The sequence below is a fragment of the Streptomyces sp. NBC_00258 genome (genome assembly GCF_036182465.1).
Taxonomy (GTDB): Bacteria; Actinomycetota; Actinomycetes; order Streptomycetales; family Streptomycetaceae; genus Streptomyces.
Genome location: NZ_CP108081.1, coordinates 8,437,059 through 8,455,546 on the forward strand (window position 1 = coordinate 8,437,059; position 18,488 = coordinate 8,455,546).

16 protein-coding genes are annotated in these 18,488 nt (G+C 71.1%); 7 read left to right on the forward strand and 9 right to left on the reverse strand.

What is annotated here, in order from left to right; translation table 11 throughout:
* The first annotated feature begins 29 nt into the window (after positions 1-29).
* From OG718_RS37665 to OG718_RS37675, 3 genes are all read left to right on the forward strand, one after another.
* Positions 30-1,385 carry a Bcr/CflA family multidrug efflux MFS transporter gene (locus OG718_RS37665; protein ID WP_306940385.1) on the forward strand — a complete coding sequence of 452 codons (1,356 nt, stop codon included), beginning with the start codon at positions 30-32 and terminating at the stop codon, positions 1,383-1,385.
* Positions 1,337-2,515: a serine hydrolase domain-containing protein gene (locus tag OG718_RS37670; protein ID WP_328846317.1), complete on the forward strand. Its 1,179-nt coding sequence runs from the start codon at positions 1,337-1,339 to the stop codon at positions 2,513-2,515. The genes OG718_RS37665 and OG718_RS37670 overlap by 49 nt, the downstream gene beginning before the upstream one ends.
* Positions 2,516-2,693: 178 nt before the next feature.
* Positions 2,694-3,707, forward strand: coding sequence for a small ribosomal subunit Rsm22 family protein (locus OG718_RS37675; protein ID WP_328846318.1), 1,014 nt, complete (start codon positions 2,694-2,696; stop codon positions 3,705-3,707).
* Here OG718_RS37675 and ddaH read toward each other — a convergent pair.
* Positions 3,696-4,568: a dimethylargininase gene (ddaH, locus tag OG718_RS37680; RefSeq protein WP_143631332.1), complete on the reverse strand. Its 873-nt coding sequence runs from the start codon at positions 4,566-4,568 to the stop codon at positions 3,696-3,698. The two genes, OG718_RS37675 and ddaH, sit on opposite strands and share 12 nt — an antisense overlap.
* Before the next feature lie 286 nt (positions 4,569-4,854).
* Here ddaH and OG718_RS37685 point away from each other — a divergent pair, with 286 nt between their 5' ends.
* Positions 4,855-5,511, forward strand: coding sequence for a TetR/AcrR family transcriptional regulator (locus OG718_RS37685; protein ID WP_328846319.1), 657 nt, complete (start codon positions 4,855-4,857; stop codon positions 5,509-5,511).
* Here OG718_RS37685 and OG718_RS37690 read toward each other — a convergent pair.
* Positions 5,490-6,368: a glycerophosphodiester phosphodiesterase gene (locus OG718_RS37690; RefSeq protein ID WP_328846320.1), complete on the reverse strand. Its 879-nt coding sequence runs from the start codon at positions 6,366-6,368 to the stop codon at positions 5,490-5,492. The genes OG718_RS37685 and OG718_RS37690 overlap by 22 nt on opposite strands.
* 169 nt (positions 6,369-6,537) lie before the next feature.
* Between OG718_RS37690 and OG718_RS37695 the strand changes: the two genes are divergently transcribed.
* Positions 6,538-7,275, forward strand: a complete 738-nt coding sequence (locus OG718_RS37695) for a bifunctional DNA primase/polymerase (RefSeq protein WP_143631323.1) — start codon at positions 6,538-6,540, stop codon at positions 7,273-7,275.
* Between the two features lie 210 nt (positions 7,276-7,485).
* Here OG718_RS37695 and OG718_RS37700 read toward each other — a convergent pair whose 3' ends face one another.
* The 7 genes from OG718_RS37700 to OG718_RS37730 form a co-directional block, all read right to left on the reverse strand.
* The gene (locus OG718_RS37700) at positions 7,486-8,490 is read right to left on the reverse strand and encodes a hypothetical protein (RefSeq protein ID WP_143631320.1); all 1,005 of its coding nucleotides are present in this window, start codon (positions 8,488-8,490) and stop codon (positions 7,486-7,488) included.
* A gap of 162 nt (positions 8,491-8,652) precedes the next feature.
* Entirely contained in the window at positions 8,653-9,504 is an 852-nt protein-coding gene (efeU, locus tag OG718_RS37705; protein WP_328846321.1) for an iron uptake transporter permease EfeU, read from the reverse strand.
* 3 nt (positions 9,505-9,507) lie between these two features.
* Positions 9,508-10,890 carry an iron uptake transporter deferrochelatase/peroxidase subunit gene (gene efeB, locus OG718_RS37710; RefSeq protein WP_328846322.1) on the reverse strand — a complete coding sequence of 461 codons (1,383 nt, stop codon included), beginning with the start codon at positions 10,888-10,890 and terminating at the stop codon, positions 9,508-9,510.
* A 28-nt stretch (positions 10,891-10,918) separates the two neighbouring features.
* On the reverse strand, positions 10,919-12,073 hold the full coding sequence (gene efeO, locus OG718_RS37715) for an iron uptake system protein EfeO (RefSeq protein WP_328846323.1): 1,155 nt from the start codon (positions 12,071-12,073) through the stop codon (positions 10,919-10,921).
* Positions 12,074-12,250: 177 nt separating this feature from the next.
* Complete coding sequence (locus OG718_RS37720) at positions 12,251-13,084, reverse strand: heme ABC transporter ATP-binding protein (protein WP_328846324.1); 834 nt, start codon at positions 13,082-13,084, stop codon at positions 12,251-12,253.
* Positions 13,081-14,196, reverse strand: coding sequence for a FecCD family ABC transporter permease (locus OG718_RS37725; RefSeq protein WP_143632819.1), 1,116 nt, complete (start codon positions 14,194-14,196; stop codon positions 13,081-13,083). Before OG718_RS37725 ends, OG718_RS37720 begins: the two co-directional genes overlap by 4 nt.
* 2 nt (positions 14,197-14,198) lie before the next feature.
* Positions 14,199-15,200 carry a heme/hemin ABC transporter substrate-binding protein gene (locus OG718_RS37730; protein ID WP_143631309.1) on the reverse strand — a complete coding sequence of 334 codons (1,002 nt, stop codon included), beginning with the start codon at positions 15,198-15,200 and terminating at the stop codon, positions 14,199-14,201.
* A gap of 246 nt (positions 15,201-15,446) precedes the next feature.
* On the opposite strand from OG718_RS37730, the gene OG718_RS37735 reads away from it, so the two are divergent.
* Entirely contained in the window at positions 15,447-16,883 is a 1,437-nt protein-coding gene (locus OG718_RS37735; protein ID WP_143631307.1) for an HtaA domain-containing protein, read from the forward strand.
* Positions 16,884-16,946: 63 nt separating this feature from the next.
* Positions 16,947-18,425: an HtaA domain-containing protein gene (locus OG718_RS37740; protein WP_328846325.1), complete on the forward strand. Its 1,479-nt coding sequence runs from the start codon at positions 16,947-16,949 to the stop codon at positions 18,423-18,425.
* Positions 18,426-18,488: the final 63 nt, after the last annotated feature.

Consider the following 18,488-nt stretch of genomic DNA (forward strand, 5'->3'; position numbering starts at 1 on the left):
TCGCGTATTCCACAAACAGGGAGGGGCACATGTCCGAGCGTGGCCGCACCACGCGGGACCAGGACGGCACGGAGGGGCACATACCGGGCGGGGCCGTCACCGACGCGGTCACCGAGGAGACCGCGGCCGCCGCCGCGGCGGCACCGGTACCGCCACCGGAGGCCCGCCGCTCCGTGGGACTCCTGGTCACCCTCGTCCTCGGCGGCCTCACCGCCGTACCGCCGCTGTCCATGGACATGTACCTCCCGGCGCTCCCGGAGGTCACCGACGCGCTCCACGCGTCCGCCGCCACCGTCCAGCTGACCCTCACCGCGTGCCTCGCCGGCATGGCGCTCGGGCAGCTGGTCGTCGGCCCGATGAGCGACAAGTGGGGGCGCAGACGGCCACTGATCGTCGGACTGCTCGTCTACATCGTCGCCACCGCCGTGTGCGCGTTCGCCCCCACCATCGAACTCCTCGTCACCTTCCGGCTGCTCCAGGGCCTCGCGGGCGCCGCCGGGATCGTGATCGCACGGGCCGTCGTACGCGACCTCTACGACGGCGTCGACATGGCCCGCTTCTTCTCCACGCTCATGCTGATCTCCGGGGTCGCGCCGATCATCGCGCCGCTCATCGGCGGACAGGTGCTGCGGATCACCGACTGGCGGGGCGTCTTCTACATCCTGACCGTCATCGGGATCGTGCTGACCGTCGTCGTCTGGCGGATGCTGCCCGAGACCCTCGCGCCCGAGCACCGCCACAGCGGCGGCACCGTCGAAGCGCTGCGCACCATGCGCGGCCTGCTCGCCGACCGCGTCTTCACCGGCTACATGCTCACGGGCGGCTTCGCCTTCGCGGCGCTCTTCGCGTACATATCCGCATCGCCGTTCGTGATCCAGGAAATCTACGGCGCCTCCCCGCAGACCTACAGCATCCTCTTCGGCGTCAACTCCATCGGCCTCGTGGCCGTCGGCCAGATCAACGGCAAGATCCTCGTCGGCCGGGTCAGCCTCGACAAGGTCCTCTCCGTCGGCCTCGCGATCATCACGACCGCCTCGGCCGCGCTGCTGCTGATGGCGAGCGGCGTCTTCGGCGAGGTGGGCCTCGTCCCGATCGCCGTCGGCCTCTTCGTCCTCATGTCCGCGATGACGCTGTGCATGCCCAACACCAACGCGCTCGCCCTCATGCGCACCCGGCACGCCGCGGGCACCGCGTCCGCGCTGCTCGGCACCTCCTCCTTCCTCGTCGGCGCGCTCGCCACACCCCTCGTGGGCATCGCCGGGGAACACACCGCGGTCCCGATGGCCGTCGTCCAGTTGGCGTGTTCACTGGTCGCCGTCGGCTGCTTCGTGGGACTGTGCCGTCCCTGGCGGAGACAGGCGGACCTGAAGGGAGCGGACAGCTGAGCGCACCGAGACTGCGCCCCGGCACACCGGAACGTGCCGGGCTGGATCCCGATGAACTCGACCGTCTCGTACGGGAGTTCCGTCGGCTCACCGACGGGGACCGGCCCTGGGCCGCGGGCGCCGTACTGGTCGCCGGCCGCGGGCCCGTCATCGCCGTCGAGGAGGCGGCGGGGTGGGCGGTGCGGTACTCCGCGTACGACGACGTCACCGACACGGGCGTCGAGCTGCCCCGCGAGGCCCGCGTCCCGATGACCGCGGACACCGTCTTCGACCTGGCCTCCCTCACGAAGCTCTTCACGAGCGTGGCCGCCGTGCAGCAGCTGGAGCGCGGCACGCTCGGCATCGACGCGCGGGTCGGGGCGTACCTTCCGGACTTCACCGCGGCCGCCGAGTACGGCATCACCGTGCGGCACCTGCTCACCCACACCTCCGGGCTGCGTCCCGAACTTCCGCTGTACGACTGCCGGGACGACAGGGCGCGGCTCGCCCTGCTGCGCGCCGAGGAGCCGCTGACCGCACCCGGCGGCGCGTACGCCTACTCGGACCTCAACATGCTGCTCCTCCAGCACGTCCTCGAACGGATCACCCGGCGCCGGCTGAACGTCCTCGTCCGGGACGGCATCACCCGGCCGCTCGGGATGACGGCCACCGCGTTCGGACCCTGCCCGGGCGCGGCCGCCACCGAGGACCAGCGGCTGCCGTGGGCCAAGGCCGACCGGGGGATGCTGCGGGGCGAGGTCCACGACGAGAACGCCTGGGCGCTCGGCGGAATCGCGGGCCACGCGGGCCTCTTCTCGACGGCGGGCGACCTGGCGGTCTTCTGCCGCACATTGCTGGCGGGCGGCTCGTACGGCACCGCCCGCATCCTCGGCCCCGACTACGTCGAACTCCTCCTCTCCCCGCCCGGCCTCGGCTTCGCCCTCGACCAGCCCTGGTTCATGGGCGAACTCGCAGGTCACGGCGCCGCGGGCCACACGGGCTTCACGGGTACGTCGCTGGTGCTCGACCCGTCGACGGACACGTTCCTGGTGCTCCTGGCGAACACGGTCCATCCGCGCCGCCGACCCCCGGACAGCGACCCCCGGGCGTCAGCGGCGACACGACTGGCACGGGCGGTGCGGGGGGCGTGAGCGGTGCGCTGGTTTGTGAGCGGTGCTCTCGAATGTCGGCACTGCTCCGGTTTGTGAGCGATGCTCTGGTGTGCGAGCGGTGCTTCCGGCTGCCGGTGCCGAGCATGTTGTGAGCGGTGCTCTCGTCAGTGAGCACCGCTCACCCGACCCACTCCGGCGGCCCTCGTAGAATTCCCCCGTGACCGCCCCTGTTTCCCCAGCTGAGACCCTGCGCGTGGCCCTCGCGGGGCTGCTCGACGGGCTGCCGACGAAAGCGGCCGCGCAGGCCGTCGAGCGGCTGATCGTGAACTACCGGGGGACCACCCCGACCGACGCCCCGATCCTGCGCGACCGCGCGGACGTGGCCGCGTACGCCGCGTACCGGATGCCCGCGACCTTCGAGGCCGTACGCGCCGCGCTGGACGCCTTCGCGGACGTCGTGCCCGAGTGGACGCCGGGCCGCCACGTGGACGTGGGCGGTGGAACGGGCGCGGCGACCTGGGCCGTGAACGCCACCTGGCCCGAGGAGCGGCCGGTGACCGTGCTCGACTGGGCCGAACCCGCACTCGCCCTCGGCCGTGAACTTGCCTCGCGGAACCCGCTGTTGAAGTCCGCCGAGTGGCACCGCTCTCGTATCGGAGCGGCGCTCACCATCGAGAGCACTGATCTCGTCACGGTGTCGTACGTCCTCGGCGAGCTCACCGAACAGGCCCGCACCGAAGTCGTGGACGCCGCCGCCACCGCCGCCCAGGCCGTCGTGATCATCGAACCCGGCACACCGGACGGCTACCTCCGAGTCATCGAGGCCCGCGACCGACTCATCGGCGTCGGATTCCACATCGCCGCGCCCTGCCCGCACAGCGCCGCCTGCCCGATCGTCCCCGGCGAGGACTGGTGCCACTTCTCGGCCCGGGTCAGCCGTTCCTCGCTGCACCGGCAGGTGAAGGGCGGCTCACTGGCGTACGAGGACGAGAAGTTCAGCTATGTCGCCGCCACCCGTTTCCCGGTGACCCCGGCCCCCTCCCGGGTCGTACGGCGACCGCAGATCCGCAAGGGGCAGGTGCTCCTCGACCTGTGCGAGACCGAGGAGCAACTGCGCCGCTCGACCGTGACGAAGCGCCACGGCCTCCTCTACAAGGCGGCCCGCGACGCGGACTGGGGCGACGCCTGGCCGCCCCCGGCCGAGGGTGAGGGCGAGAGCTCAGACGCGTAGCTCCTGCGTGCAGCACTTCACGCTGCCGCCGCCCTTGAGTAGTTCGCTGAGGTCCATGCCGATCGGCTCGTACCCGCGTTCCCTGAGCGGGTCGAAGAGGCCGGTCGCGGACTGCGGAAGCAGCACGTGCAGACCGTCGGAGACGGCGTTCAGGCCGAGCGCGGCCGCGTCGTCGTCGCCCGCGAGGAGCGCGTCCGGGAAGAGCCGGCGCAGCACCTCGCGGCTGCCGGGGGAGAAGGCCGGCGGGTGGTACATGACCTGGTCCGTCGCGTCGTCGAGTACGGCGAGGGCGGTGTCCAGGTGGTAGTAGCGGGGGTCGACCAGGTCGAGCCCGATCACCGGCCGCCCGAAGAACTCCTGCGCCTCGCCGTGCGAGAGGGGGCTGGCCCGGAAGCCGCGTCCGGCGAGCACGTACGAGGCGGTGACGGCGAAGTCGCCCTCGCCCTCGTTGATGTGGACCGGTTCGTGGACGCGGTCGAAGCCGTTCGTGCGGAACCAGTCCAGGTGCGCCTCGGCCTCCTGCTCCCGCTCGCGGAAGGCGAAGCGGGCGCCCAGGACCCGGCCGTCGACCACCGTCGCGCCGTTCGCCGCGAACACCATGTCCGGCAGGCCGCGGCGGGGGGTGAGTTCCTCGACGGTGTGGCCGAGGGTGCGGTAGCGGTCGCGGAGGTCTTCCCACTGGGCGACGGCGAGGGGGACGTCGACCGGCTTGGCGGGGTCCATCCAGGGGTTGATGGAGTACGTGACCTCGAAGTGTGCGGGTGAGCACATCAGGTAGCGCCGGGGTGTGGCGCGGCGGGGAAGGTGCAAGGAGGGCTCCTTACGTGGACCGCGGGTACCGCGGGGGCAGTTGGTGCCCATGGTGCGCCGCGAGCGGGCCTCTCGTCGGGAGCCGAACGGGTTGTCTTTCGCCCCCGCCGCCCCTACCCGTCCCGTCCCTGGGGGCTGCGCCCCCAGACCCCCCTTGTCGGCCTGAACGGCCTCGTCCTCAAACGCCGGACGGGCTAATAGTTAGCCCCTCCGGCGTTTGAGGAGCGGGGGTTCGGGGGCTGGCCCCCGAAAAGGGACGGGAATGGGTAGGGGCGGCGGGGGCGAGAACCATCGCCCGGCGAGACGGAGCGTCTTGTCTGCCTGGTAAATTGGGCGTATGGCTCACACGTCCGCCCAGCCCCCGCAGAAGCCCGCCCCCGACTCCAGCCGCCGCAGCGAGAAGTCCCGCCGGGCGATCTACGACGCCGCCCTCGCCCTCGTGACCGAGGTCGGTTACCCCAAGACCACCATCGAGGGCATCGCCGCCCGCGCGGGAGTCGGCAAGCAGACGATCTACCGGTGGTGGTCGTCGAAGGCCGACGTCCTGCTGGAGGCGTTCATCGATCTGAGCGCCCAGGCGGCGGAGACGGCCGCCCGACCGGAGGTCATCGGGGAGCAGGCGACGTACGAGATCCCCGACACCGGCGACCTGGAGGCCGACCTCAAGCTGGTGCTGAGGGCCACGGTCGACGAGCTGCTCGATCCCAGGTTCGAGGCCCCGTCGCGGGCACTGGCCGCCGAGGGTGTCGTCAACGAACAGGTCGGCCGGGAGTTCGTCGGCAAGCTCCTCGAACCGCAGCTCCAGCTGTATGTGAAGCGCTTGCGCGCCGCACAGGACCAAGGCGCCGTGCGCACCGACGTCGACCCGCGCATCGCCCTGGAACTCTTCGTCTCGCCACTCGCCCAGCGCTGGCTCCAGTACACGGGCCCCATCACGTACGAGTACACGGACAAGCTCGTCGAGTACGCCCTCTACGGCCTCGCCCCTCGCTGACTCCCAGCCTGCCGACCCCCCGCCCGCCGGTCCGCCGCCCGTGCCAGCCGGCCCGGCGCGTCCGTGATGATCCCGTCGCAGCCGAGCGCGAGGGCGCGGTCGCGCTGTGCCGGGGTCACCACGGTGTGCGCCCACACACGGGGGATGCCGGACCTGACCGCCCGTACGAGATCGCGGTCGCGGGCCTTGTGGTCCACGTCCAGGACGTCCACGAACGACCGCCACCGCTCGGGCCGGTCCGTACGCATCTGCCGTGCGGACCGCCACAACTGCGAGACCAGGCCCATGCGGTGGGCCCGCCACGCCACCGCCGGGTGGTTGGAGTTGACCAGCACCGAGCGGGTCAGGCCGCGTGACCTGATCATCGCGGCGAGGGCCGACAGGCTCCGCGGGTCCTTGGCCTCCAGCATCAGCACCACCCGACCGCCGAAACGGTCCAGCACCTCGGCGAGCGTCGGCGGCCGCTCGGAGCGCCAGCTCCCCGGCAGCCCGTCCCCGGGGCGCAACCGGACCCCCTCCCAGTCCCGCCGGTCGAGCGCGTCCACCGGGCCGCCCATGAAGGTCGTGCGGTTCAGGGTCGCGTCGTGCATGACCACCATCGTCCCGTCGCGCAGCATCCGGGTGTCCAGGTCGAGCACCTCGGCCGTACCGCGCTCGTACGCGGCCATGAGGCCCGACATGCTGTTCTCCGGCACCTCCCGGGCGCCGCCGCGGTGGGCGGTGTGGACGATGCGGGGGAGTGCGGACACCGTCAGGGGGCCGGCGCCCCATTCGAGCGGAGTGATCGCCCCGCCCTGCCCCACGAGGGCCAGCGACGTGAGACCCGCGATACCCGACAGCGCAGTCCGTGTGACCATGCCGACACCGTAGGCGGGCAAATCGTCACAAAGTATGCAATGACACTCGATCGGTGACCCGGTCGGGCATCGTCCCACCTACCCCGGATGTGGGCTCCGGCCCCCCAGGGCGCAGGATGGTGGGACCATAGGGCATGCTGTCCGCACAACAGCCAGGGCGAGGGGATCGATGAGCGCAGAGATGGGCCGCCGCTCGGGCGGGCAGGGCAGGATCTCCCAGTGGCTGCGTGGCCGACGAGGCCCCTCGACGGCCGACGCCGCGGACGATGCCTCGGGTCGTGAGGAACTGCTGCTTGCCGCCGCCGGAGCCGGGCTGCCGCTCGCGCCCGCCGCCCACCCCTCCGCCTACCGATGTTCCTGCGACCGTGTCGGGTGTCCCACCCCCGCGCGGCACCCGGTGTCCTTCGCCTGGCAGACGCAGTCCACGACCGACCGGGCGCAGATCGAGCGGTGGGCCCGGCATCAGCCGCTGGCCAACTTCATCACCGCGACCGGCATGGTGCACGACGTGCTGGACGTTCCGCTGGAGGCGGGGCAGGAGGCGCTGGAGCGGTTGCTCGCGCTCGGCGTCGAGGTCGGGCCCGTCGCGGTGTCCGGGGGTGACCGGATGCTCTTCTTCACCGCCACGCGGGGTACGCCCGAGGACGAGGACGAGTGGTGGCCGTGTGAGCTGGACTGTCATCCGGAGACGATGGATGAGCATCCGGGGCTGCGGTGGCACTGCCGTGGGTCTTATGTGCTGGTGCCGCCGGCTCGGTTGCCGGGGGAGTTGGCGGTGGAGTGGGTGCGGGGGCCGGAGCATGGGCTGCCGGATCCTTTGTCGTTGCTCGAGGTGCTTACCGATGAGTGTGCTCGGTATGCGGGGGTTGAGCGGGACCATGTTGCGGCGTGGCCCCTTCGGGGCTGACGCCGCCCCGACCCCTGCCCTGCCTCGCTGATTGCTCTGCCTGCGGGCCGCATGTGGCTGGTCGCGCAGTTCCCCGCGCCCCTAAAAGACTGCGCCGTTCCCCGCGCCCCCAAAGCTGCGCCCGCGCCCTAAAGATGCGCAGTTCGCCGCGCCCCTAAAAGCCAAAAGACTGCGTCGTTCCCGCGCCCCTGAAGGGGCGGGACGCACCCCTTACTCGCCCTTCGCCGCCGTCAAACCCTGAATCCTGCCCAGGAACTCCACCTGTTGGTTCGCCGCGTCCTTGGCGGGGTCCAGTACTGCCTGGTTGGAGATGGACTCCAGGGTGAGGGACTGTTTTGGTTCGCCGGTCATGAGGGCCTTGACGTCGGCGTTGGTGACGTTGATGGGGACGCCCTGGGCCGCTGTCTGCTTCTGGTAGTGGCGGGTGGTGAAGAAGACGAGGGCGCCGCCGGTGGTGGTGCGCAGGGCCACCGGGGCGTAGTCGCCGGAGGTCAGGGGCTCGTCGATGTACTGCTGCGCGAGGCCGGGGCGGCTCGCGCTCTTCGTGCGGTCGGAGCGCCACTTGGTGGTGTGGGTGCCCGCGGCGAAGGTGTCGCCGCCGTCCTTGAGGTAGGTCGCATAGCCCTGGGGGAGGTCCCCGGGCGCGACCGCCAGGTCCGCCGCGGTCGCCGTGACCGGTTCCGCCCAGCCGTCCTTGTCCTTAGTGAAGTCCGGCACCTCTTCGGCTGCGACGATCGTCAGATACGAGACCTGCCACACGTCGTCGGCGCCGCCCCGGGTGAACACCAGCAGCCAACGGTCCTCGCCACGCCCCTTGTTGGCCTTCGAGTCGGTGACGAACCAGCGCGGCCAGCCCGCCTTCTTCGGGATCGTGAACTCGGTGTCGCTCAGCTTCAGCGGCACGTAGTCGGGGTTGCCGCCCGGCTGGTTCTTGCCGCCGGCCTTCAGCTTCGCGCCGTCGATGTCCCCGAGGGCACCCGTGACCCGGTCCGCGTCCAGGGACGGGTCGTTGGCACCGTTGGCCTCGTTGTAGGCGGCGGTGAAGTCCTTCAGCGCACGCGCGGCCTCGGTCCTGGTCGCCCCGGGGAGGATCTCCCGTTCCCCGTGCACCACCACGCACCCGCTCGCCGTCACCGACAGCACGGTCACGGATGCCGCCGTCAGCGCGCTCCGGCCAAGCCTGCGAGGCCTACGAGGGCCGTGATCCCTGCTCATCGGTACCGTCACCTTCCCCTTCCCGGAGGGGAACCCTACCGGGGCCGGGGAGCACGTGGACGGCGGGATCACGTACCGCGCCCGCACCGTGATCCAGCGCGCCCCGCCATGTCCCCAAACGTCCCTGTCGGACCTCTTCCGGACCTCTTCCCGGGCCTCTTCTCAGACCTCTTCGCGCACCGGTGCGGCCGCCGGCTTCGCCTTGTCCTTGCCCGGCCGTGAGGGGGCCAGGAAGAAGGCGAGGGTCGGCACCAAGTACAGGGACCACACGACGACCTGGAGGACCGTCGGATCGGGCTGGAAGTTGAAGACGCCCTTGAGGAGCGTGCCGTACCAGCTGTCCGGCGGGATGGTCTCGCTGATGTCGAAGGCCTTGTTCGTCAGACCCGGCAGGAAGTCGGCCTCCTGGAGGTCGTGGAAGCCGTACGCGAGAACGCCCGCGGCCACGACGACCAGCATGGCGCCGGTCCACGTGAAGAACTTGGCGAGGTTGATGCGCAGGGCGCCCCGGTAGAAGAGGTAGCCGAGCACGACCGCGGTCGCGATGCCCAGCAGCACGCCGATGAGCGGGCCCTCGGTGCCGTCGCTGGACGCGCGTACGGACGTCCAGACGAACAGGGACGTCTCCAGGCCCTCGCGTCCCACGGCCAGGAACGCGGTCGCGACCAGCGCACCCGTGCCCATCTGCAGCGCCGCGTCCAGCTTGCCGTGCAGGTCGGCCTTCAGATGGCGGGCCGTACGCCGCATCCAGAAGACCATCCACGTGACCAGGCCGACCGCGATGATCGACAGCGAGCCGCCGAGTGCCTCCTGCGCCTCGAACGTCAGCTCCTGGGAGCCGAATTCGAGCGCGCACCCGAAGCCGAGGGCCAGACCCACCGCGATGGCGATGCCGATCCAGATCGGCTTCAGGGCGTCCCGCCGGTCCGTCTTCACCAGGTACGCGATGAGGATGCAGACGACGAGGCTGGCCTCCAGGCCCTCGCGCAGGCCGATCAGATAGTTCGCGAACACGGCCTACGCCTCCTTGGAGTTCGTGGAGCTCTGAGAATCCGTCGAGTCTTGCGAATCCTTCGAGAACAGGGCCCGGCCCCACCAGTCGTCCTTGTCGCGGACGCCCGGCGGGGCCGCGAAGACCGCTGAACCCACGTGCTGGATGTACTCGTTGAGCGCGTCGGCCGCCAGGCTCCGCTGCACCGGGATGAAGCCCTTGCGTACGTCCCGCTGGTACGCGAGGAAGAACAGGCCCGCGTCCAGGCGGCCGAGGCCGTCGGTGCCGTCCGTGAAGGAGTAGCCGCGGCGCAGGAGCGTGGCCCCGGCGTTGGTGTCGGGGTGCGCGAGCCGTACGTGCGCGTCGGGTTTCATCGCCTTCAGGAACGGCTTGTCCCGCTCCTTGGCCTTCCCGACCGGAGCGCCCTCGCCCTTGTCACGGCCGAAGATGTCCTCCTGCTCCTGGAGGGAAGTCCGGTCCCAGGTCTCGATGTTCATGCGGATGCGCCGGGCCACGAGATACGAGCCGCCGACCATCCACGCCGGGCCGTCCTTCTCCTCGACCCACACGAACTTCTTCAGCCGGTCCGTCTCCGTGCCCGCGATGTTGCGGGTGCCGTCCTTGAACCCCATGAGATTGCGAGGGGTCTGGGCCTCCGGGGTCGTCGAGGACGTCTTGCCGAAGCCCAGTTGGGACCAGCGGATGACGACCTTGCCGAAGCCGATGCGGGCGAGGTTGCGGATCGCGTGCACCGCGACCTGCGGGTCGTCCGCGCATGCCTGGACGCACAGGTCGCCGCCACTGCGGTTCCCGTCGAGGTTGTCGCCCGCGAACTTCGGCAGGTCGACCAGGGCTTCGGGCCGCCGGTCCGCGAGGTCGAACTTGTCGAACAGGGACGGGCCGAAGCCGATCGTCAGGGTCAGCCGCGACGGTTTGAGGCCCAGTGCCTCACCGGTGTCGTCCGGCGGCGCCTCGGCCAGACCGCCGTACGCGCCCTCGCCGACCGCGTGCCCGGCGGTCATCCGCCGCGCGGCCTCGGTCCAGTCCTTCAGCAACTGGACGAACGCGGCCCGGTCCGTCGTCTTCACGTCGAACGCGGCGAAGTGCAGCCGGTCCTGCACCGGGGTGGCGATGCCCGCCTGGTTCGTTCCGTGGAAGGCGACCGCGGCGCCCGCGGCGGCGGCGGTCGGTTCCGCGTCGTCGCCGCCACGGGCCATCGCCACCGCACCGCCGGCCGCGGCGGCCCCGAGCGCGAGCCCGGCACCGCCCCAGCCGATCAGTGAACGCCGCGACGGAGTACGGGAGACGGAGTCCGTCGTCTCCTCGTTCCGGTCCGCGGCCGAGTCGTTCCGGTCCGTGCCTCCGTCGGTCCCGTCGGTGGCTTCCGTCGTGTTCGTGGTGTCCGTCATGGCGCCAGGGCCCCTCTTACGTCACGTCCTACTTCACGACGGCGGCGGCGAGCTTGGACAGGGGCTCCGCGAGCGCGTTCACCGCGTCGGAGAGCTCCTTGCGGTCGGCCTTGCCGACCTTGTCGTACGAGGTGAAGTCGTAGGAGGTCTTGTCCTCGCGGTACTTGTCGAGCAGCGTGTTCAGCGCCGCGAACTGCGTGTCGAGCTCCTTGGTCAGCGCCGCGTCGTTCTCCGAGGCGACCGGCTTCAGCAGCTCGTACGACTTCTCCGCGCCCTCGACGTTCGCCTTGAAGTCGACGAGGTCGGTGTGCGAGTAGCGCTCCTCCTCGCCGGTGACCTTGCCGGTGGCGACCTCGTCGAGGAGTTCCTTGGCGCCGTTGGCCATCGAGGTCGGGGTGATCTCGGCCTTGCCGACGCGCTTCTGCCAGTCGGTGAGGTCGGTGATCAGCTGGTCGGCGAGCTCGGAGTCGCGGTCGGTGAGCTTCTTGTCCTGCCAGAGCGAGCGCTCCAGGCGGTGCCAGCCGGTCCAGTCCTTCTCCGGGTCCTGGCCCTCCTCCAGACCGTCCTCGCGCACGTCGACCTTCGGGTCGATGTCACCGAAGGACTCGGCGACGGGCTCGGTCCGCTCCCAGCCGATGCGCGAGCCGGCGTACGCCTTCTTCGCGGCCTCGATGTCGCCGTCCTTGACCGCCTGCGCGAAGACCTTCGTCCTGGGCAGGGTCTCGTCGGCCTGCTCCTGCGCGTACTCGCGGTAGGCGGCGACCGCGGAGTCCAGGCGCGGGTCGCGCTTGGCGACCTTGCCGCTGCCGGTGGCCGTGACGTCCTGGCGGATGCCCTTGCCCTTCATGCCCGGCTTGCAGGCGATCCGGTAGTCGCCCTCCTTCACCTCGGCGGTGACCTTCTGCTTGGTGCCGGGACCGATGTTCTCGCGCTCGGTGACGATCCGGTCGTCCGGGAACAGGAGATAGACCTCGGTGACCTTGGAGCCCTTGTTCTCGACGTCTATCTGGATGTGCCCGGCAGGGAACTTCGTCTTCGACACCTCGCACTTGGAGTCCGTGGCGGTCACCTTGACGACGCGGTCGTCGCCGCCCGAGGCATCGCTCTTCTCGGTGCAGCCCGTGACAGCGGCCAGCGCCGCCGCGGTCACGGCGGCGGTGACGGAGAGTCGGACGGCTCGCATACAGGCTCCAAGAGGGTCACAGGGGAGGCACAGAGTCTCGGTGAGGCTGCCCTAACTTATCTGAGGCTTACCTGACTGAAAGCTGCCCGTCCAGTGATTCGACTCTCATTGGTGATGGATGGCCACGGCTTGATCACGGCGACTCAATCCACCCCCCACGAAACGGTCAAAGACCGGTCAAGAACCCCTCACCGGGGCCACCAGGACCTCGCCGGTGCGTGGATGCGGGAAGACCTCGACCGGCTGTTGGTAGACGTCCGAAAGTAGTCGGTCGGTGAAGATCTCGGCCGGCCGTCCGTCGGCCACCGCACGCCCGGCGCGCAGGATCACCACCCGGTGCGCGTAGGCCGCCGCGAGCCCCAGATCGTGCAGCACCACGACCACCGCGTCCCCGGCGTGCGCCCTTGCGCGGCAGACCCGGAGCACCAGTTCCTGGTGGCGCAGGTCCAGGGCGGCGGTCGGTTCGTCGAGCAGCAGCAGCCGGGCGCGCTGGGCGAGCACCCGGGCGAGCGCCACCCGGGCCCGCTCACCGCCGCTGAGCGCCGAGAAGGCGCGGCCCGCGAAGTCCGTGACCTCGGTCGCCGCCATGGCCGCGGCCACCGCCGAGTCGTCCTCATCCTCCTCGGGCCGTCCGGCCCAGGGCGCCCGGCCCATCCGTACGACCTCCTCGACCGCGAACGGGAAGGAGAGCGCGGCGGACTGGGGGAGCACCGCCCGGCGCAGGGCCAGTTCCTGCGCCGACCAGTCGGACGCCGGACGACCGTGGACGCGTACGACTCCTGCGGCGGCCGGGAGATCGGCGGCGAGCGCTCCCAACAGGGTGGACTTTCCCGCCCCGTTGGGCCCGACCAGGGCCAGCACCTCGCCCGCGCGGGCCGTGACGTCCACGCCGGCCAGCACCTCGCGGGCACCGAGCCGGACGTGCAGGGCCTCGGCCTCGGCGAGTACGTCTCCGGGGTGCATGGGGCCGGGAGACGCGGGCCTCGTACCGGGCAGCCTGAGCCACCTCATGCCCAGCCTCCTTGCCTGCGACGGGTCCTGCGCAGCAGCCAGAAGAAGAACGGGCTGCCGAAGAGCGCGGTGAGCACCCCGAGCGGCAGCTCGGCCGGCTCGGCGACGGTACGGGCCGCGAGGTCGCCCGCGAGCAGCACCACCGCACCGCCGAGCGCACTGCCGGGAATGAGGAAGCGGTGGCCGGGGCCCGCCGCCATACGCAGCAGATGCGGGACGACGAGCCCCACGAAACCGATGACACCGGAGACGCTCACGGCCGCGGCCGTGAGCAGTGCGACGACCAGGATCAGCACGACACGCATCCGTTCGACGTCCACGCCCAGATGCCGGGCGGGACGCTCGCCGAGCGCCAGCAGGTCCAGCTTCCTCGCGTAGAAGGGCGCGACGGCCAGACCGGCCGCCGCGCACGGCAGCACGGCGAGCACCTTCGGCCAGGTGGCCTGGGAGAGCGAACCGAGCTGCCAGAAGGTGATCTGGTTCACGGCGGCGGTGTCCGCGAGGAAGATGAACAGACCGATCAGCGCACCCGCGAAGGCGTTCACCGCGATACCGGTGAGGATCAGCGTCACGACCTCCGTACGGCCGCCCGAGCGGGACATCGAGTACACCAGCAGGGCCGTGCCGAGACCCGCCACGAACGCGAAGGCGGGGAGGGTCCAGTTGCCGAGGAAGTTCAGACCGAGCGAGATCGCGGCGACCGCACCGACCGCCGCGCCCAACGAGACGCCGATGACGCTCGGTTCGGCGAGCGGATTGCCGAACACGCCCTGCATCAGCGCGCCCGCGCAGCCCAGCGAGGCACCGACGAGCAGCGCGAGCACGATCCGCGGGAAGCGCACGTTCCAGAGCACGGACTCGGGTACCCGGGCGAGTTCGCCGCCGCCGACGCCGGCCCGGTGCGCGATGGACGACAGGACGTCACCGGGGGATATCTCGTACGCGCCGAGCCCGGCGGAGGCCAGGGTGAGGAGGCCGAGGAGGACGGCCATCCCGACGGTGAGCAGCCAGGGCGTGCCGCGACGGGGCCCGGCAGGCCGGTCGAGGGCGGGGGACGCCTCCGGGGCCGCGGCCGCTGTCCCGGAACCGGGGGCGGCTCCCTTGTCGGTCACGGTCACTTGGCGTTCCCATACAGCTGGTCGACCAGGGACTTCAGCACCTCGTCGGTGCGGGGCCCGTAGTTGAGGAGGACGCCGTCCTCGATCGAGACGACCCGGCGCTCCATTCCGGCGGGGGTCTGGGCGACACCGGGGATCTTGACGAGACCGTCGATGCCGCCGACGGATTCGAGGCCCTTGGACATGACGAGGATCGCGTCGGGGGCGGCCTCGGCGAGTGCCTCCGTGGTGATCGTCGTGAAGTCCTTCTCCAGACCCGACTCGGCGCCGCCGTCCACCGCTCCCGCCGCTTCGAGCAGCGAGGTGGCCCCGGAGTCCTTGCCGCCGATCAGATAGACGGAGGCGGTGCCGCGGAGGTAGAGGAAGGCGACGCGCGGCTTGTCGGTCTCCTTCGGAATGTCCTTGCGCACGGCGGAGATCCGCTCCTCGGAGCGCTTCGTGAGCTCCTTGCCCGCGGCCGGTACGCCGAGGGCGCGGGCCACCGTCCCGATCCGCGGGCCCACGTCGTCCAGGCCCTTCGCGGGGTCGACGACGAGAACGGGGACACCCGCGTCGCGGATCTGGTCCATGGCCTCGTCGGGCCCGGTGCTGGTCTCGGCGAGCACGAGATCGGGCTTGAGCGACAGGACGCTCTCCGCGGAGACGTCGTGGTTGCGGGTGACCACCGGCAGCTTCTCCGCCTGCGCGAAGGTGGCCGTGATGTCCCGGGCGACGACCCGGTCCCCGAGCCCGAGCGTGAACACGATCTCGCTGAGACTCCCGGACAGCGGAACAATCCGCCCGGCGTCCCTGACGGTGACCTTCCTGCCGTCGGACGAGCGCACGGTGACCGGGAGTTGGGGTTTCGGGGTGTCCGCCAGCGGCTCGACACGGTCGGCGGCGGCCGCGGCCTTGGCGGCCGGCGCTCCTTCCGGCGAACTGTCCGAGGAGCAGGCCGTCACCGTGAGCGCGAGCACCGCAAGCAGTGCCCCCGCCACTCGAGTACGCAGACGTCGCACGGTCGCGTGGTTCCTTTCGGTTCGCCGACAGGGCACGGGCGCCCTTCGGAGGGGCTCCGCCCCTTGGGGGCGCGGGGAACTGCGCGACCGGCCCCCACGGTCCGCGGCCGACAAACGACCCGCAGTCCCCCTCTTCTGTCTCATCCGACGCTTCCCGCATCGGAAAACTTAGCTTAGGTTAGCCTTACCTTTCTCGCCAGGACGCCACCGCATCCGGCCAGATCCCGCCCGTCCCGGAGGACCTCCATGCCCTCGCGCCCGCACCTACGCACGTACGTGACCCTGCTCTGCGCAGCAGTACTCGTGGCGCTGCTCCCGGCCGGTCAAGCCCAGGCGGCGAGCCGTACCGTGCAGGGCGGCCGCCTGGACTGGGGCATCAAATCCTCCTTCCAGAGCTACGTCACCGGCCCGATAGCGAACGGCGGTTTCTCCCTCACAGGAGGCGCCGCCACGGTCGGCGGCAGCCAGTTCCGATTCCACTCGGCGACCGGGACGTACGACGGTGCCTCGGGCGCCTTCGACGCCGGCTTCTCCGGCGGTGTCCACTTCCTCGGGCACAAGAAGGACGACGGCACGCATCAGCTCGACCTCACGATCAGCCGCCCCACCGTCCGCCTCTCCGGCAACGGCGGCACCCTCTACGTCGACGTCATCAGCAAGGCGAAGGGCACCGGGGCGGTCACGACGTCCTCGCAGGTGCCCTTCGCCTCCCTCTCCCTGGGCGGCATCGACATGAAGGGCGGCGGCAACGCGGTCCAGTTGAACAACCTGCCCGCCACCCTGACCGCCCAGGGCGCCAAGTCCTTCGCCGGGTACTACACGGCCGGTACCGCCCTCGACCCGGTCAGCCTCTCGGCGGACGTCAGGGCCGCGGCGGCCGCCGAGCCGTCGCGCACGCCGTCCCCCTCCCCGTCCAAGTCCAAGGCGAAGAAGGAGACTTCCGGCCGGATCGAGGACGGCGCCGTCGACTGGGGCGTGCGCCGGACCTTCCGCGAGTACGTCACCGGGTCCATCGCCAAGGGCGAGTGGAAGCTCACCGACGGAGCCGAGGACGGCGGCGCACTCTTCCGCTTCCCGAAGGGCTCGGGCACGTACGACGAGAAGAAGCAGACCCTCGACGCGACCTTCACCGGAGCCGTCCGCTTCACCGGCGAGCAGGGCCTCGACCTCACGCTCGACGCACTCCGGGCCAAGGTCACGGACGACGGAAAGGGCACGCTCTACGCGGACGTCACCAGCGCGGGCGGCACGGACAAGGCGAACGGCACGGCCAAGAAGGTCCCCCTGGTCACCTTCACGGCCAAGGACCTCAAGCCGAAGGACGGCCTCGCCCAGGTGACCGAGGCGCCCACGAAGCTCACCGCCGACGGGGCCGAGGCCTTCGGCGGGATGTACAGGGCGGGCACGGAGATGGACCCGGTCTCCCTCGCCGTCGCCCTGACCGCCGGCGCCGAACTGCCCGCCCTGCCCGACCTGGGCAGCGCGGAGTCGGCCACCCCGGAGGCCGCGGCCGCCGAACAGAAGACGGCCGAGCCCAGGACGGAGGCCACCGCGAGCGATTCGGACGTCCCCGTCCTGCCCATCGGCCTTGCGGCCGCTTCCCTGATCGTGGTGGCCGCGGCCTTCTTGATCTTCCGCAGGCGTCGTGCACAGCCCGCCGCCGACGCACCCCAAGAGGACTGAACCCCCTTGATCCGTCCACCTGTTGACGGACTCCCACACACTGAACCGAGGAGACCCACGACCATGGCCGCCAACCGCCGCCGCCCCATAGCCCTCGCCGCTGCCTGCGCGACCGCCGTCACCCTCGGCGCCACCGCGCTCGCCGCGACGTCCGCGTCCGCCGCCGAAGTACCGCTCAAGGGCTACGAGTTGACCTGGGGCATCAAGCAGTCGTACCGCACGTACGTGACCGGGATGGCGGCCGGCAGCTTCACGCCCGAGGGCGGCGCCACGCAGGCCAAGGACAACGGCGCGTTCACCTTCGTCAACGGCACCGGGACCTACGACTCCGAGGCCCACACCGTGGCGCTCGGCTTCGAGGGCGGCCTGAAGATCGTCTCCAAGCTGCACGGCTTCGAACTCGCCCTGTCCGACGTGAAGTTCGACAGCAAGGCCGCAAGAGTCACCGCCGACGTGACGAAGAGCGGCACGACCCAGCAGGACGTGCCGCTCGCCGAGGTCACCGTCACCCGCACGATGACGGACATGGCGACCAAACTGACGAAGGAGGCGGGCGACGTCTTCGGCAGTGCAAGCTACACCGGCGCGGCCGGCGACCCCCTGACGGTGGTGGAGAAGAAGACCGAGTCGCCGAGCCCGACGCCCTCCGGCTCCACGACCCCGTCGCCCACCCCTTCCACGACGCCGTCCACCACCCCCTCGGGCACCCCGTCCACCACCCCGTCGCAGACCACGAGCCCGACCCCGTCGCCCACCGAGGCGGCCACCAAGGGCGACATCACGGACGGCACCCTCGGCTGGGGCGTCAAGCAGTCCTTCCGTACGTACGTGGTGGACGGTGTCGCCAAGGGCAGGATCACCGTCTCCGGTGGCGCCGCGCAGGCGTCCGGCAACGGGATCTTCACCTTCCCCGACGCCACCGGCACCTACGACACGGACGAGGACACCCTCAAGGCCTCCTTCAAGGGCTCGGTCAACTTCAAGGGCCATGAGACGAACGGCACTTACGGCCTCGACCTCACCCTCAGCGACCTCAAGGCGGAGGTCGACGGCGGCTCCGGCAAGCTGACCGCGGACGTCGACAGCCTCGGCAAGAAGTCCGCCGACGTGACCCTCGCCGAGCTCAAGCCCAAGTCCGCCGACCTGACGGCCAGGAACGACGTCATCACCCTCGACGACGTCACCGCCACCCTCACCAAGGCGGGCGCGGAGGCCTTCGGCGGCTTCTACCAGGCCGGCGCCGAACTCGACCCGGTCGACCTCTCCGTGGCCCTGTCCGAGGACGCCGAACTCCCCGACACCGACCCGACGTCGTCCACCGGCGGGACGGGCGGCACCACGGGAGGCACGACCGGCGGAACCACCGGCGGCGCGGGCACGACCGGCTCCACCACGGGCGGCGTGACGGGCGGCCTCGCCTCCACCGGCTCCGACGTCCCCGTCGGCGCCCTGGGCGCGGCGGCCGCGGCGACGGTCGCGGCGGGCGCGGGCGTGGTGTTCGCGGTGCGCCGCCGCCGCGCGACGGACACGGCCCAGGCCTGACCGAACCGACGGCGACCGGCCGCCGCCCCTGCCATCAGGGGTCGGCGGCCGGATGCGTACGCA